This window comes from Inhella crocodyli (assembly GCF_004004565.1).
Lineage (GTDB): Bacteria > Pseudomonadota > Gammaproteobacteria > Burkholderiales > Burkholderiaceae_C > Inhella > Inhella crocodyli.
The window spans coordinates 1,301,473-1,315,540 of record NZ_SACM01000001.1 but is presented as its reverse complement, the minus strand read 5'-3'; the positions used below and the strand labels follow the sequence as shown (position 1 = coordinate 1,315,540).

Genomic DNA, 14,068 nt, shown 5'->3' with positions numbered 1-14,068 from the left:
CGGCGGCCTTGGGGCCCGGGGACCTGGGTGCCTGGGTGCCTGGGTGCCTGGGTGCCGTCAGGGACGGCGGAGCTTACTGGTCGAAGGGCAGCTTGACCTGCGACAGGTCCTTCTTGGTTTCGACCAGCACCAACGGGCCTTCGTCCAGTTGCACGACGGGCGGACGCTCGCGTGGCACGCGCACCGGCTTGGGCTCGGCGGCGATGGCGGCTTGCGCCGCGGCCACCTTGTCGGCGTCGGAGTGCACCCAGTTCAAGCCAGCGCCTTGCGCCAGTTGTTGCAGGTCGGTCAGCGGCAGCACAAAGGGCGCCGGTGCCGCCGGGGCTTCGCTCGTCGCGACCACGATCGGCTCAGCCGCTTGAGGCGGCACCAGGGCGTCGGCCGGGGCCTCGCTCAGGGCCAATTGCTGGGGCGCCGCCTCGGTGGCCGCGACCGTGGCCTCGGCACCGTCCACCGGCACGGCCTCGTCGGCCCCGCGTTCACGGCGGGGGCCGCGACGGCGGCGGCGACGGCCTTCCTCTTGCGAGTGGCCTTCGCCTTGGTCGTCGGCCTCGGCGTCCACCGCGGCCGCGGGCGCGGCCACGGCGTCGCTGGCGGCCGCGTCGCTCACCGGCTCGGCGGCGTCTTGGCCTTGGGCTTCGTCGGCCCCGGTGTCGCCTTCTTGGCCTTCACCCCCCCGACCGCCACGGCGGCGGCGGCGGCGGCGGCCTTGCTTCTCTTCGGCCAGCGAGTTGCTGGTCGGCTCGCCGTGCAGCGGCTCGATGCGCTCGTTGGCGTCCACGGCGGCGTCGGCCACGAAGGCCGGCGGCGCGGCGTGCAGGTCGGCCGGCGCGGCGTCCGCTGCCATCAGCTCTTGGGCTTGGGCGGCTTGGTCCTCGCTGTGCTCCCGGCGCGGAGCGCGCTCACCGCGTTCGCGGCGGGGGCCGCGCTCGCCACGCGGACCGCGGTCGCCACGGCCTTCGCCTTGTGGGCGTTGCTCGCCGTCGGCGGCGATCTCAGCGCGGGGCTCGCGCTTGTCGCTCCGCTCGGCGCGTTCCGGGCGCTCGGCGCGCTGGCCGTCGCGTTGGCCTTCGGGCTTGCCGTCGCGGCGGCGGCCGTCGTTGCGCTCGCCACGGCGACCGTCACCACGGCCATCGCGGCGGCCTTCGCCACGTTCACCGCGCTCACCGCGTTCGCCACGCGGACGGCGTTCGCCCGGCTTGGCGTCGGTCGGCTTGCTGTCGGTCGCGGCCGGTGCGGCCACGGGCGGCACCAGGTCGGGCGCGCCACCGAAGAGCTTCTTGATCCAGCCGAAGAAGCCACCACCGGCGGCCGGCGCCGCCGCGGGGGCGGCAGGAGCCGGGGCAGCCGCCACGGGGGCGGGGGCCGGGGCAGCCACGGGGGCGGCCGGGGCCGGCTGGTCAGGCAGCACGCCCTTGATCAGCGGCTCTTGGCGCGGCTTGGCCTTCTCACGGCGGGTGATGCCCACCTCGTCGGCCGGCTCCTCGATCATGGTGTAGCTGGCCTTGAAGGCGTCCAGACGCGGGTCGTCGTGGCGCAGGCGTTCCAGCTTGTAGTTCGGGGTTTGCAGGTGCGGGTTGGGGATCAGCAGCACGTTGACGCGCTGCTTGAGCTCGATCTTGCTGATCTCGGCGCGCTTTTCGTTGAGCAGGAAGGAGGTCACTTCCACCGGCACTTGCACGTGCACGGCGGCGGTGTTGTCCTTCATCGACTCCTCTTGCACCATGCGCAGGATCTGCAGCGCGGAGCTTTCGGTGTCGCGGATGTGGCCGGTGCCGTTGCAGCGCGGGCAGGTGATGTGGCTGCCTTCGCTCAGCGCCGGGCGCAGGCGCTGGCGGCTCAGTTCGAGCAGGCCGAACTTGCTGATGGACGAGAACTGCACGCGGGCGCGGTCGTGGCGCAGGGCGTCGCGCAGGCGGGTCTCCACCTCGCGGCGGTTCTTGCCCTCTTCCATGTCGATGAAGTCGACGACGATCAGGCCGCCCAGGTCGCGCAAGCGGCACTGGCGGGCAATCTCATCGGCGGCTTCGAGGTTGGTGCGGGTGGCGGTTTCCTCGATGTCGCTGCCGCGCGTGGCGCGGGCCGAGTTCACGTCCACCGACACCAGGGCCTCGGTGTGGTCGATCACGATGGCGCCGCCCGAGGGCAGGTTCACCGTGCGGCTGAAGGCCGTTTCGATCTGGTGCTCGATCTGGAAGCGGCTGAACAGCGCCGCGTCGTCGCGGTAGCGCTTCACGCGGTTGGCCGTCTCCGGCATCACGTGGGCCATGAACTGCTTGGCCTGCTCGTAGATGTCGTCGGTGTCGATCAGGATCTCGCCGATGTCCGCGTGGAAGTAGTCGCGGATGGCGCGGATGACCAGGCTGCTTTCCTGGTAGATCAGGTAAGCGCCCTTGCCGCCCTTGGCGGCCTCGTCGATGGCCGTCCAGAGCTTGAGCAGGTAGTTCAGGTCCCACTGCAGTTCAGGGGCCGAGCGGCCGATGCCGGCCGTGCGGGCGATCAGGCTCATGCCCTTGGGGTACTCGAGGCTCTCGAGGTTTTCCTTGAGCTCTTCGCGGTCTTCGCCCTCGATGCGGCGGCTCACGCCACCGCCGCGCGGGTTGTTGGGCATCAGCACCACGTAGCGGCCGGCCAGGCTGATGAAGGTGGTCAGGGCGGCGCCCTTGTTGCCGCGCTCTTCCTTCTCGACCTGCACCAACAGTTCTTGGCCGTTGTGGATGACGTCCTGGATCTTGGCGTCGCGGGCCGAAACGCCTTCCTTGAAGTAGGACTTGGCGATTTCTTTGAACGGCAGGAAGCCGTGGCGGTCTTCGCCGTAGTCGACGAAGCAGGCTTCGAGGCTGGGCTCCACGCGGGTGACGACCGCTTTGTAGATGTTGCCCTTGCGCTGTTCGCGCCCTTCGATTTCGGTTTCAAAGTCGATCAGCTTCTGGCCATCGACCACGGCCAAGCGACGCTCTTCGGGCTGCGTCGCATTGATGAGCATGCGCTTCATCGTCGGTTTCTCCTTGTACTCACAACGGGGCCGCCACCGGCCTCAGGGCCAGCGGCAAACGACGCCGTGCGGTGGAGTGAACCGAAGGGAAAGGAATCGCCCTGGGTGCAGGAGGCTCAGCTTTGTGGGCTGGCCGGGAGCACGTTGGCACGGGCGCCCAAGGACAAGCCACTCGGCCAAGCCGACGCATCTCCCGGCACCGCCCAGCGGCAACGCCCGGCCCAACGCCGCGTCGAGCGGGCGGCGTGGTCGGGGCGGCGGCTGCAGGCCGTAGCGGGGAGGGGTAGCGACATGACGCGGAGCTTGCGCTTGGAGCGCGAGGCGCACTTGCCACCGGGGTGGGCGTCAAGTGCGCAGAAAACCTTGTTCGGGTTGCCCGGTCGCTGTGTCCAATCACGAGCGGCCTGGCGCGGTTCATTCACACTGCACAACCAACCCGCCGCCGTCGCCGCGCGCACCACCTGGGGGTGCGGCCTGCGTCGTTGGCGGGTCGTGGCATCACGGGTGCCAAGGGTGTCGGCGCATAAAATCTTGAAGATCAACGACTTACAACACCAATGACAGGCCGCATTATAGAAGCCAAACCCAAGGCAACGGCCCGTCCGCCCTCCGGCCAAACCCCAAATGCTGCGGTGCGACACGTCACCGTGGACGAAGGCAGCGACGGCCAGCGCCTGGACAACTTCCTGCTGCGCGAACTCAAGGGCGTGCCCAAGACCCATGTCTACCGGGTCATCCGGGCCGGCGAGGTGCGGGTCAACAAGGGCCGCGCCCAGGCCGACACCCGCGTGAACCTGGGCGACGTGGTGCGCATCCCCCCGGTGCGCCTGCCCGAGCGCGCCGCCGACACCGCCCCCGCCGCGCCGCCGCGCGAGTTCCCCGTGCTGTTCGAGGACGAGCACCTGCTTGTCATCGACAAGCCCGCCGGCGTGGCCGTGCACGGCGGCTCGGGCGTGAGCTTTGGCGTCATCGAGCAATTGCGCCGCGCCCGGCCCCAGGCCAAGTTCTTGGAATTGGTGCACCGCCTGGACAAGGAGACCAGCGGGGTGCTGGTGCTGGCCAAGAAGCGGTCAGCGCTCACTCACCTGCAAGACCAGTTCCGCGGGCGCTCCACCGGCAAGACCTACGCCGCCCTGGTGTGGGGCGACTGGCCCGAGAAGCTCAAGGTCATCGACGTGGCCCTGCACAAGTACCTGGACGCCGACGGCGAGCGCCGGGTGCGCCAGGTCACCACCTCGCACGATCCGGCGGCCGAGCAGGCCAAGCGCTCCATCACCTTGGTGAAGGTGGCGCAGCGCCTGGGCTGGGCCAGCCTGCTGGACGTGACCATCAAGACCGGCCGCACGCACCAAATCCGCGTGCACCTGGCCGAAGCCGGGCACGCGATCGTGGGCGACCCGAAGTACGGCGACTTTGCGAAGAACCGCGACCTCGCCCGCGGCCCCCGGCGCTTCGAGCGCATGTTTCTTCATGCCCGCCGCCTGGTGTTCGCACATCCGGTGACCGGGGCCGAGGTGGTTTGCGAGGCTGCATTGCCGGCCGAGTGCCTAGCCCTGGCGTCGCCCGGCACCCCCCCCACCTAGAATCGGGGCCATGCCCAAGGCCTCGATGGACCTCACCAACCAGTTCCTCATCGCCATGCCCGGCATGGCCGACGACACCTTTGCCGGCGCCGTGGTTTACCTGTGCGAGCACAACGACAAAGGCGCGCTGGGGCTGGTCATCAACAAGCCCATCGACCTGGACCTGAACGGCCTGTTCGAGAAGGTCGATCTCCAACTCAACCGCGACGACCTGCAGGGCGCCCCGGTGTTCTTCGGCGGCCCGGTGCAGACCGAACGCGGCTTCGTGCTGCACGAGCGGCTCAACGAAGAGGGCGGCCACTACAACGCCAGCCTGCCGATTCCCGGCGGCTTGGAGATGACCACCAGCCGCGACGTGCTCGAAGCGCTCAGCCACGGGGCGGGGCCGCGCAAGCTGCTCGTCACCCTGGGCTACAGCGGGTGGTCGGCGGGTCAGCTGGAGGAAGAGATCGGCCGCAACGGCTGGCTCACCGTGGATGCCCGGCCGGAGTTGATCTTCGACACGCCGGTGGAGCAGCGCTACGAGCGCGCGCTGGCGCTGCTGGGCATCGACCCGCGCATGCTCAGCCAAGAGGCGGGTCACGCTTGAAGCCTGAAGACGTGCAAGCGGCGCTGGCCTTCGATTTCGGGCTGCGCCGCGTGGGCGTGGCCACGGGTGCGCGCCTGGCCGGGGCCCGGCCGCTGACGACGCTGAACGAGCCGGGCAAGGCCGTGTTCCCGGCCATCGAGCGCTTGCTCATCCAATGGCAACCCGACGCCCTGGTGGTGGGCGTGCCCCGCCATCCCGACGGTGTGCCCCACGCCATGACGGCGGCGGCCACCAAGTTCGCCGCCTCCCTGCGCGGTCGCTTCCACAAGCCGGTGTTCGAGGTCGACGAGCGCTACACCAGCGTGGAGGCCGAAGCGATGGGCGCGCGTGACGTGGACGCCACCGCGGCCGCCCTGATCCTGGACCAGTTTTACCGAGAGAGTTCGCCATGAGCGCCTTGGCCTTGGACGCCGAAACCCTGTACGCGGAGCTGCTGGCGCAGACCCGCGCCTTGTTGAGCCGCCCCGAGTGGGTGGGCGCCCAGCTGGTGGGCATCTGGAGCGGCGGCGCCTGGTTGGCCGAGCGCCTGCACCGCGACCTGGGTCGCAGCGGCAGCCCGGGTGTGATCAGCAGCCGCTTGCACCGCGACGACTTCGGGGCCCGCGGCCTGTCGGCCACGGCCGACGCGACCAAGCTGACGGAGTCCATCGACGGCGCCCCCGTGCTGCTGGTGGACGACGTGCTGTGGACCGGCCGCACCACGCGCGCCGTGATCAACGAGCTGTACGACTTCGGCCGCCCGGCCCGCGTGGGCCTGGCCGTGCTGGTGGACCGCAACGGGCGCGAGCTGCCCATCGCGGCCGACCTCGCCGCCGCCCGCATCAGCCTGGCGGCCAACCAACGCCTGCACCTGCGTCGCGAGGGCGACGCCTTCACCCTGGACGTGGAGACCGTCTGATGCTCAGCAAACGCCACCCCCAACTCAACAAGCACGGCGAGCTCATCCACCTGCTCTCCATCGAGGGCCTGCCGCAGGCCGTGCTGACGCACATCCTGGACACTGCCAGCACCTTCGTCTCGGTCAGCGACCGCGACGTGAAGAAAGTGCCACTGCTGCGCGGCAAGTCGGTGTTCAACCTGTTCTTCGAGAACAGTACGCGCACGCGCACCACCTTCGAGATCGCCGCCAAGCGCCTGAGCGCCGACGTGCTGAACCTCGACATCGCGCGCAGCTCCACCGCCAAGGGCGAAACCTTGCTCGACACGGTGGCCAACCTGAGCGCCATGCACGCCGACATGTTCGTGGTGCGGCACAGCGAAAGCGGTGCGCCCTACCTGATCGCCCAGCACTGCGCGCCGCACGTGCACGTGGTGAACGCGGGCGACGGGCGGCACTCGCACCCGACGCAGGGCCTGCTCGACATGTACACGATCCGCCACTACAAGCGCGACTTCACGCAGCTGTCCGTGGCCATCGTGGGCGACATCGTGCACAGCCGCGTGGCCCGCTCCGACATCCATGCGCTGAGCATCCTGGGCGTGCCCGACATTCGTGCCGTCGGCCCCAAGACCCTGGTGCCCGGCGACCTGCGGGAGATGGGCGTGCGCGTGTGCCACGACCTGGAAGAGGGCATCAAGGATGCGGACGTGGTGATCACCCTGCGTCTGCAAAACGAGCGCATGAGCGGGGCGCTGCTGCCCAGTTCGGGCGAGTACTTCCAGCACTACGGCTTGACCGAGGAGCGGCTGGCGCTGGCCAAGCCCGACTGCATCGTGATGCACCCCGGCCCGATCAACCGCGGCGTGGAAATCGACTCCCGCGTGGCCGACGGCGCGCACAGCGTGATCCTGCCGCAGGTCAGCTTCGGCATCGCGGTGCGCATGGCGGTCATGGCCATCCTGGCAGGAAACGAAGCATGAGCAACCTTCTGATTCAAAACGCGCGCTTGGTCGACCCGGCCAGCGGTCTGGACCGGGTGGGCGACCTGGCGGTGGCCGATGGCCGCATCGTGGGCGTGGGCGCTGCACCGGCGGGATTCGCCGCCACCGACACGATCAACGCCCAGGGTGCGGTGCTGGCCCCGGGCTTGGTGGATTTGCACGCCCGCTTGCGCGCCAGCGGCGCTTCGTTGGAAGGCGGCATCGAAACCGAGCTGCGCGCGGCCGCGGCCGGGGGCGTGACCACCTTGGTGTGCCCGCCCGACACCGACCCGGTGCTGGACGAGCCCGGCCTCGTGGACATGCTGCACTGGCGCTGCGAACGCGCCGCGCTGGCGCACGTGCTGCCCCTGGGCGCGTTGACGCGGGGCTTGGGCGGCGAGATCCTGGCCGAGATGGGTGCCCTGGTGGAAGCGGGCTGCCTGGGCCTGTCGCAGGCCGAGCAGCCCGTGCGCAACACGGCGGTGCTGTGGCGCGCGCTGCAGTACGCGGCCAGCTTCGGCCACACGGTCTGGCTGCGCCCCAAGGACGCGTTCCTGGGCGGCGGTGTGGCCGGCAGCGGGCCTTTGGCCACGCGCCTGGGTCTTGCCGGCGTGCCGGCCATGGCCGAGACGATCGCCATGCACACGGTGTTCGAGTTGATGCGCGCCACCGGCGCGCGCGTGCACCTGCAGCGGGTTTCCAGCGCGGCGGGCGTGGCTTTGCTGCGCGCTGCCAAGGCCGAGGGCTTGGCCGTCACCGCCGACGTGTCGGTGCACTCCCTGCACCTCACCGACGTGGACATCGGTCACTTCGACAGCGCCGCCCGCCTGGAGCCGCCCTTGCGCCAGGCGCGCGACCGCGACGCGCTGCGCGCTGCCCTGGCCGATGGCACGGTCGACGCGTTGGTCAGCGACCACGCGCCCATCGACGCCGACTCGAAGGTCCTGCCCTTCGCCGAAGCCGCGCCGGGCGCTACTGCCGTCGAGTTGCTGCTGGGCCTGGCCTTGCATTGGGGCGAGCAGACCGGATTGAGCCTGTCGCAGGCGTTGGCGCCGGTCACGCAACGCGCCGCGCAAGTCGCTGGTCGCGAGGCCCGGCTGGCCGAAGGGGCCGCCGCCGACTTGGTGCTGTTCGATCCGGCGCAGCGCTGGGGCGTCACGCCCGAGGCGCTCGTCAGCAAGGGCAAGTGCACGCCCTTCGCCTTTGCGCGCAGCGGCCTGGAACTGCCCGGCCGCGTGTTGGGCACCTGGGTGGGCGGCCGCCGCGTGCACGGGTGAACGCGCTGCGCGGCGCTTGGCGCTTGCTGCGCGTGCTGGCGCACGTGCTGCAGGGCCTGCTGGTTTTGGCCCTGTTGTTCCCGCGGCGAGACGCGGTGGGGCGGCAGTGGCACATCCAACGCTGGAGCGCCGGTTTGCTGAAGGCCCTGGGCTTGAGGCTGACCGTGCACCAGCAAGGCACGGTGCCGCCGGTGGCGCTCATCGTGGCCAACCACGTGAGCTGGTTGGACATCGCCTGCGTGCACGCGGCTTTGCCGCAGGCGCGCTTTGTGTCCAAAGCCGACGTGCGCGCCTGGCCCCTCATCGGCTGGATGGTGGCCGCCGCCGGCACCCTGTTCATCGAGCGCGAGCGCAAGCGCGACGCGCTGCGCGTGGTGCACCACTGCGCCGAAGCGCTGAAGGTGGGCGACACCGTCGCCGTGTTCCCCGAGGGCACGACCGGCGAGGGACCGACCTTGCTGCCCTTTCACGCCAACCTGCTGCAGTCGGCCGTCAGTGTGGACGCGCCGCTGCTGCCGCTGGCGCTGCGCTACCACCGCCCGGGCGAGCGCTTCGCCAGCGCGGCGGCCTACGTGGGCGAGACGAGCCTGCTGCAGTCGGTGTGGCGCATCGTCAGCGCCCCCGACTTGGCGGCCGACCTCACGATCCTGCCCGCCATCGACACCCAGGCGATGGACCGTCGGGCGCTGGCCGACCTGGCGCGCGAGCGCGTCCAGGCCGCCCTGGCCGACTGATTACTTTTTGCCCTGGTTCGCCACGGCCGCCGCGGCCGCGGCGATGGCCTCGGCGTCACCCAAGTAGTAGCTCTTGATGGGCTTCAGGTTGGCGTCGAGCTCGTAGACCAGCGGCACGCCGTTGGGGATGTTCACGCCCACGATGGCGTCGTCGGCGATGCCGTCCAGGTGCTTGACCAGCGCGCGGATGGAGTTGCCGTGCGCGGCGATCAGCACGCGTTGGCCGGCCTTGATCGCCGGGGCGATTTCGCCTTCCCAGTGCGGCAGCACGCGGGCCACGGTGTCTTTCAGGCACTCGGTCAGCGGCACGTCCACGCCGGCGTAGCGGCGGTCGCCCCGCTCGGTGCGGGGGTCGTTGGCTTCCAGGGCCGGCGGCGGCGTGTCGTAGCTGCGGCGCCAAACCAGCACCTGCTCGTCGCCGTACTGCTTGGCCATGTCGCTCTTGTTCAGGCCCTGCAGGGCGCCGTAGTGGCGCTCGTTCAGGCGCCAGTGGTGCTTCACCGGCAGCCAGGTGCGCTCCATGCCGTCCAGGCAGTGCCACAGGGTCCAGATGGCGCGGCTCAGCACCGAGGTGTAGGCCACGTCGAAGTCGTAGCCCTCGGCCTTGAGCAGTCGGCCCGCGGCCTGCGCTTGCGCCACGCCCGTGGCCGTCAGGGGCACGTCGGTCCAGCCGGTGAAGCGGTTTTCCAGGTTCCAGGTGGATTCGCCGTGGCGGAGCAGAACGAGCTTGTACATGGTGCGGTGCAGCAAGAAGGGGAGCCGCATTCTAGGAAGGCCGATTCCCGGGCTTGGAAAGCCAGCATTCGTCGCTACCTAGAATGCCGGGTTTCCTGAATCACGGTGCTTGCGGTGGATTTCCTTACTCAAAACTGGTTCCTGGTGGTCATGGCGGTGGGCTCGGGCCTGATGCTGCTGTGGCCCAGCTTGAGCGGCAAAACCGCCGGGGTGTCGTCCGCGGAAGCCGTGCGACTCATCAACCGCGAAAAGGCCGTGCTGCTCGACGTGAGCGAGCCGGCCGAGTTCGCCGCGGGCCATGCGGCGGGATCGCGCAACCTGCCCTTCGGTCAGATCGAAGCCGGTGCCAAGGCGCTGCCGACCAACAAGACCCTGCCGTTGGTGGTGGTCTGCCCCACGGGGGCGCGCGCCGGCCGGGCCGTGTCCGCCCTGCAGAAGCTGGGTTACGAAAAGGCCGTGGTCTTGAGCGGTGGCTTGGCGGCTTGGCGCGAAGCCAACCTGCCGACCGAGAAGTCGGCCGCCTGAAGGAGAGAAACATGGCCTCCAAAGTCACGATGTACACGACGCAGGTGTGCCCGTACTGCGTGCGTGCCAAGCAGTTGTTGAAGGCCCGCGGCGTGGCCGAGATCGACGAGATCCGCATCGACCTCGACCCCGTTCAGCGCGAGGCCATGATGGCCCGCACCGGGCGGCGCACGGTGCCGCAGATCTACGTGGGGGACACCCATGTGGGGGGCTGCGACGACCTGGTGGCGTTGGACCAACGCGGCGGCCTGATGCCTTTGCTGCAGGCCTGAGACAATCCTTTCATCGACCGGCCCGCACCCCTGCGGGCCTTTTTTCACCCACCGCTTTCTGAGATCTTCATGGCCGACGAACAAAACCAAGCCGTCCCGACCTTCAACATCCAGCGCATCTACCTGAAGGACCTGTCGCTGGAGCAGCCGAATTCGCCCCAGGTGCTGTTGGAGAACGCCCAACCCCAGGTGGACATCAACCTGACCCTGGCGGCCGAACCGATCCAAGAAGGCCTGTTCGAGGTCAGCGTCACCGCCACGGTGAACACCAAGGTCAACGAGAAGACCCTGTTCTTGGTCGAGGCCAAGCAAGCCGGCATCTTCGAGATCCGCAACATCCCGCAAGAGCAGCTGGAAGGCATCCTGGGCGTCGTGTGCCCGCAGATGATCTACCCCTACCTGCGCGCCATCGTCAGCGACGTCTGCACCCGCGCTGGCTTCCCGCCGGTGCTGCTGACGGAAGTGAACTTCCAAGCCATGTTCGAAGCGCAGCAGCAGGCCCGCGCCCAGCAAGAGGCCGGCCAGCAGCCGAACTGATCGCCCCGGCGGTCACAATGAAAGCGCGCCCACCCGGCGCGCTTTTTTCATGCCCATGCAACTCACCGTTCTAGGCGCTGGAGCCTGGGGCACGGCGCTGGCCATTCAGGCGGCGCAGCGCCACCCCGTCACCCTCTGGGCGCGCGACGCCGAACAGGCCAAGGCCTTGCAAGCCGCGCGCCGCAACGACCGCTACCTGCCCGAGGTGGCGCTGCCCGAGCGCCTGCGCGTCACGGCCGACATGGACGCTGCCTTGGCAGCGGCCGAGCTGATCGTCGTGGCCTCGCCGATGGCGGGCTTGCGGGGCTTGTTGGCGGCCTGCCCGGGCGAGGTGCCCCTGCTTTGGCTGTGCAAGGGTTTCGAGGCCGGCACGGGGCGGCTGGGCCACGAGATTGCGCGCGAGTTGGGGCGCCGGCAGGTGGGGGTCTTGAGCGGCCCCAGCTTCGCGCAGGAAGTGGCCCGCGGCCAAGCCACGGCCTTGGTCGCGGCCAGCGAATGGCCGGCGGTGGCCGAGTTGGCCGTGCGCGCGTTCCATGGCGAGCGCTTGCGCGTCTACACGAGCACCGACCCGGTGGGCGTCGAAGTGGGCGGGGCGGTGAAGAACGTGATGGCCATTGCCACCGGCGTGGCCGACGGCCTGCGCGAGCAGGCCGAAGCCGCCCAAGACTGGGCCAACGCGCCGGGTCTGAACGCGCGCGCCGCCCTGCTGACGCGGGGGCTCGCCGAAATGACGCGCCTGGGCGTCGCCCTGGGGGCCAAGGCCGAGTCGTTCTTGGGCCTGGCGGGCTTGGGCGACCTCGTGCTCACCGCCACGGGCGACTTGAGCCGCAACCGCAAGGTCGGCCTGCTGTTGGCCCAAGGCTTGGCGCTGGACGAGGTGCTGGGCCGCTTGGGGCACGTGGCCGAGGGCGTGTACAGCGCGCGCACGGTGCTGGCCCGCGGCGAAGCCCTGGGCCTGGACCTGCCCATCACCCGCACCGTGGTGGCCTTGCTGGAAGGCCGCCTGGCGCCGGCCCAAGGCTTGGCGCTGCTGATGAACCGCGACCCGCGGGCCGAGATTTAGCGCGCCGAGCCGGTGGCGCAGCGGCCGGCGGCGCTGAACACCTCGAAGCCTGCGGCGTCCCCGTGCAAGCGGGCCGCACCGGGCAGGGCGATCGGCCGCAGGAACTGCAACTCGATGTGGCTCAAGGCCTCGCCGCGGGCACGGGCCAGTTCGGCTTCGCAGCGCGCCAGCGTGTGCATGCCATGCACGATGGGCCGGGGCAAACCGAAGTAGCGCGCCGTCCAAGGCCAGAGGTGGATGGGGTTGGCGTCGCCGGACAGCCGGGCGTAGGCGCGACCGGCGTGGGCCGGGAGCGTCCATTCGGCCAATGGCGCGCCCTCGGGTGGGGGCTCGGCGGCGCGCTCGCGCAAGGGCCGGGCGCCGGGGTCGCGAGGGGGGCGGTACAGGCTGCTCGCCCGCAGCACGGGGCGTCCGGCCTGGCGCAGTTCGGCCTCCAGGCGCACGTTGCGCTTGCCCTCAAGGGCGGCCTGAAGGCCGATCTCGAACGGCGCTTGCACCTCCCAGGGTGCCAAGCGCGTCAAGGACTGGGCCATGTGCACCATGCCCAGCAGGCGGAAGGGAAATGCCGGCCGCAGCATCCACTCCAACTGGGCGCGCTGCAGCGCCAGGTAGTGCAAGCTCAAGGGCACCTCGGTTTCGGGGCCGAAGCCCAGGTGCGCCTTGAACGCCGACCGCTCCCGCGCGCTCAACGCGGGCGCCTGCCAGTGGGCCGGGGCCTCGGGCACGGCGCCCCCAGCGCGCGGGCGCGACAAGCCGGCGCGCAGCATCAGCCACCACGCATGGCGCGGCAGGGCCGGTGCGTTCATGCCACGGCCCCGTCGTAGCCTTGCTGACGCCAGGCTTCGAACACCGACACGGCCACCGCATTGCTCAGGTTCAAGCTGCGCTGTTGGGGGCGCATGGGCAGCCGCAGCCATTGCTCGGACGGGATGCGGGACCGCAGGTCCTCGGGAAGCCCGGAGCTTTCGCGGCCGAACACCAACCAGTCGCCGGCCTGCCAGGCGACCTGGTGGAAGCCCCGCTGCCCCCGCGTGGTGAAGGCAAACAGGCGCTCGGCGACCGGGCGCTCTTGCGCCAGAAACGCGTCCCAATCGTCGTGCACGCGCAGGTCGGCGTACTCGTGGTAATCCAAGCCAGCACGTTGCAGCAGCTTGTCTTCCAGGCTGAAACCCAGGGGGCGAATCAGGTGCAGGCGGCAGCCGGTGTTGGCCGCGAGCCGGATGACGTTGCCGGTGTTGGGAGGAATCTCCGGTTGGACGAGGACGATGTTGAACATGGATCAGTCGTGAGGACGCGGGGTGCGGGCCACCGCCCAGGCCTGGACGGACGCGGCGCCGTGCCGGCGCAAGAGCGTGGCCAAAGCCGACATCGTCGCACCCGTGGTCATGACGTCGTCGACCAGCGCGATGTGGCGGTCACGAACGTCGGCCTTTGGCGCCAGGGCGAAGGCGCGTTGCATCTGCCGCCAGCGGGCGTCGCGGGACTCGGTCTGTGCCTGCGGCAGGCTGTCCTCCACCCGCAGGACCCAGCCCGGGGCCAAGGGCACGCCGAGTTGGCCGGCCAACACCGAGGCCAGGCGCTGGCTTTGGTTGTAGCCACGCTGCGCCAAGCGGTGTGGGTGCAGCGGAACGGGCAGCAGGCACAGGGCATCGGTGGGCGCCTGTGCCGCCCGAACCGCGCAGGCCAGCAAGTGCCCCAGGGCCGGGGCGGCCCCCATTTGTTCGTGGTACTTCAACCCGTGCAGCAGGCGGTCCCAGGGCGGCGCGTAATCCACGGCGCACACCGCGCCGTCCCAAGCCGGGGGCTCGCGCAGGCAGTCGGCGCAGTGGGGCCCGAAGAGGCGCTGTGCGCAGCGAGGGCAGCGCAGCACGGCCGGGCAGAACCGCGCCAGACAGTCC

The 14,068-nt window shown here is 70.2% G+C and carries 16 protein-coding genes; 11 read left to right on the top strand and 5 right to left on the bottom strand.

Features of this window, described 5'->3' with window-relative positions; translation table 11 throughout:
- Positions 1-73: 73 nt before the first annotated feature.
- Positions 74-2,995, bottom strand: coding sequence for an Rne/Rng family ribonuclease (locus tag EOD73_RS06100; RefSeq protein ID WP_127681817.1), 2,922 nt, complete (start codon positions 2,993-2,995; stop codon positions 74-76).
- A gap of 632 nt (positions 2,996-3,627) precedes the next feature.
- Here EOD73_RS06100 and EOD73_RS06095 point away from each other — a divergent pair.
- From EOD73_RS06095 to EOD73_RS06065, 7 genes are read left to right on the top strand one after another with little or no spacing between them, the layout of a single operon-like run.
- Entirely contained in the window at positions 3,628-4,578 is a 951-nt protein-coding gene (locus tag EOD73_RS06095; protein WP_375137428.1) for an RluA family pseudouridine synthase, read from the top strand.
- A 10-nt stretch (positions 4,579-4,588) separates the two neighbouring features.
- Positions 4,589-5,167, top strand: coding sequence for a YqgE/AlgH family protein (locus EOD73_RS06090; RefSeq protein WP_127681813.1), 579 nt, complete (start codon positions 4,589-4,591; stop codon positions 5,165-5,167).
- A complete protein-coding gene (gene ruvX, locus EOD73_RS06085) occupies positions 5,164-5,559 on the top strand; it encodes a Holliday junction resolvase RuvX (RefSeq protein WP_127681811.1) in 396 nt (131 codons plus the stop codon). The genes EOD73_RS06090 and ruvX overlap by 4 nt, the downstream gene beginning before the upstream one ends.
- Entirely contained in the window at positions 5,556-6,065 is a 510-nt protein-coding gene (gene pyrR / locus EOD73_RS06080) for a bifunctional pyr operon transcriptional regulator/uracil phosphoribosyltransferase PyrR (RefSeq protein WP_127681809.1), read from the top strand. The genes ruvX and pyrR overlap by 4 nt, the downstream gene beginning before the upstream one ends.
- The gene (locus tag EOD73_RS06075) at positions 6,065-7,027 is read left to right on the top strand and encodes an aspartate carbamoyltransferase catalytic subunit (RefSeq protein WP_127681807.1); all 963 of its coding nucleotides are present in this window, start codon (positions 6,065-6,067) and stop codon (positions 7,025-7,027) included. The genes pyrR and EOD73_RS06075 overlap by 1 nt, the downstream gene beginning before the upstream one ends.
- Positions 7,024-8,304, top strand: a complete 1,281-nt coding sequence (locus EOD73_RS06070) for a dihydroorotase (protein WP_127681805.1) — start codon at positions 7,024-7,026, stop codon at positions 8,302-8,304. The genes EOD73_RS06075 and EOD73_RS06070 overlap by 4 nt, the downstream gene beginning before the upstream one ends.
- Complete coding sequence (locus EOD73_RS06065; RefSeq protein ID WP_240660612.1) at positions 8,301-9,038, top strand: lysophospholipid acyltransferase family protein; 738 nt, start codon at positions 8,301-8,303, stop codon at positions 9,036-9,038. The genes EOD73_RS06070 and EOD73_RS06065 overlap by 4 nt, the downstream gene beginning before the upstream one ends.
- Here EOD73_RS06065 and gpmA read toward each other — a convergent pair whose 3' ends face one another.
- Positions 9,039-9,773 carry a 2,3-diphosphoglycerate-dependent phosphoglycerate mutase gene (gene gpmA / locus EOD73_RS06060; protein ID WP_127681802.1) on the bottom strand — a complete coding sequence of 245 codons (735 nt, stop codon included), beginning with the start codon at positions 9,771-9,773 and terminating at the stop codon, positions 9,039-9,041.
- Positions 9,774-9,887: 114 nt separating this feature from the next.
- Here gpmA and EOD73_RS06055 point away from each other — a divergent pair, with 114 nt between their 5' ends.
- The 4 genes from EOD73_RS06055 (at position 9,888) to EOD73_RS06040 (ending at position 12,170) form a co-directional block, all read left to right on the top strand.
- On the top strand, positions 9,888-10,298 hold the full coding sequence (locus tag EOD73_RS06055; RefSeq protein ID WP_127682443.1) for a rhodanese-like domain-containing protein: 411 nt from the start codon (positions 9,888-9,890) through the stop codon (positions 10,296-10,298).
- Between the two features lie 11 nt (positions 10,299-10,309).
- Entirely contained in the window at positions 10,310-10,570 is a 261-nt protein-coding gene (gene grxC / locus EOD73_RS06050) for a glutaredoxin 3 (RefSeq protein ID WP_127681800.1), read from the top strand.
- Positions 10,571-10,639: 69 nt separating this feature from the next.
- Positions 10,640-11,107, top strand: coding sequence for a protein-export chaperone SecB (gene secB / locus EOD73_RS06045; RefSeq protein WP_127681798.1), 468 nt, complete (start codon positions 10,640-10,642; stop codon positions 11,105-11,107).
- 55 nt (positions 11,108-11,162) lie between these two features.
- On the top strand, positions 11,163-12,170 hold the full coding sequence (locus EOD73_RS06040) for an NAD(P)H-dependent glycerol-3-phosphate dehydrogenase (protein WP_127682442.1): 1,008 nt from the start codon (positions 11,163-11,165) through the stop codon (positions 12,168-12,170).
- Here EOD73_RS06040 and EOD73_RS06035 read toward each other — a convergent pair.
- From EOD73_RS06035 to EOD73_RS06025, 3 genes are read right to left on the bottom strand one after another with little or no spacing between them, the layout of a single operon-like run.
- Positions 12,167-12,976 carry a MaoC family dehydratase gene (locus EOD73_RS06035; protein WP_127681796.1) on the bottom strand — a complete coding sequence of 270 codons (810 nt, stop codon included), beginning with the start codon at positions 12,974-12,976 and terminating at the stop codon, positions 12,167-12,169. The two genes, EOD73_RS06040 and EOD73_RS06035, sit on opposite strands and share 4 nt — an antisense overlap.
- Positions 12,973-13,446 carry a tRNA (uridine(34)/cytosine(34)/5-carboxymethylaminomethyluridine(34)-2'-O)-methyltransferase TrmL gene (gene trmL / locus EOD73_RS06030; RefSeq protein ID WP_127681794.1) on the bottom strand — a complete coding sequence of 158 codons (474 nt, stop codon included), beginning with the start codon at positions 13,444-13,446 and terminating at the stop codon, positions 12,973-12,975. Before trmL ends, EOD73_RS06035 begins: the two co-directional genes overlap by 4 nt.
- Positions 13,447-13,449: 3 nt before the next feature.
- Entirely contained in the window at positions 13,450-14,040 is a 591-nt protein-coding gene (locus EOD73_RS06025; protein ID WP_164845956.1) for a ComF family protein, read from the bottom strand.
- Between the last annotated feature and the right edge of the window lie 28 nt (positions 14,041-14,068).

Bases quoted from the DNA above. Each gene is read 5' to 3' on its own strand.
- EOD73_RS06100 (WP_127681817.1), bottom strand. From the start codon at position 2,995: ATGAAGCGCATGCTCATCAATGCGACGCAGCCCGAAGAGCGTCGCTTG.
- EOD73_RS06090 (WP_127681813.1), top strand. From the start codon at position 4,589: ATGCCCAAGGCCTCGATGGACCTCACCAACCAGTTCCTCATCGCCATG.
- pyrR (WP_127681809.1), top strand. From the start codon at position 5,556: ATGAGCGCCTTGGCCTTGGACGCCGAAACCCTGTACGCGGAGCTGCTG.
- EOD73_RS06075 (WP_127681807.1), top strand. From the start codon at position 6,065: ATGCTCAGCAAACGCCACCCCCAACTCAACAAGCACGGCGAGCTCATC.
- EOD73_RS06070 (WP_127681805.1), top strand. From the start codon at position 7,024: ATGAGCAACCTTCTGATTCAAAACGCGCGCTTGGTCGACCCGGCCAGC.
- gpmA (WP_127681802.1), bottom strand. From the start codon at position 9,773: ATGTACAAGCTCGTTCTGCTCCGCCACGGCGAATCCACCTGGAACCTG.
- grxC (WP_127681800.1), top strand. From the start codon at position 10,310: ATGGCCTCCAAAGTCACGATGTACACGACGCAGGTGTGCCCGTACTGC.
- secB (WP_127681798.1), top strand. From the start codon at position 10,640: ATGGCCGACGAACAAAACCAAGCCGTCCCGACCTTCAACATCCAGCGC.
- EOD73_RS06040 (WP_127682442.1), top strand. From the start codon at position 11,163: ATGCAACTCACCGTTCTAGGCGCTGGAGCCTGGGGCACGGCGCTGGCC.
- EOD73_RS06035 (WP_127681796.1), bottom strand. From the start codon at position 12,976: ATGAACGCACCGGCCCTGCCGCGCCATGCGTGGTGGCTGATGCTGCGC.
- trmL (WP_127681794.1), bottom strand. From the start codon at position 13,446: ATGTTCAACATCGTCCTCGTCCAACCGGAGATTCCTCCCAACACCGGC.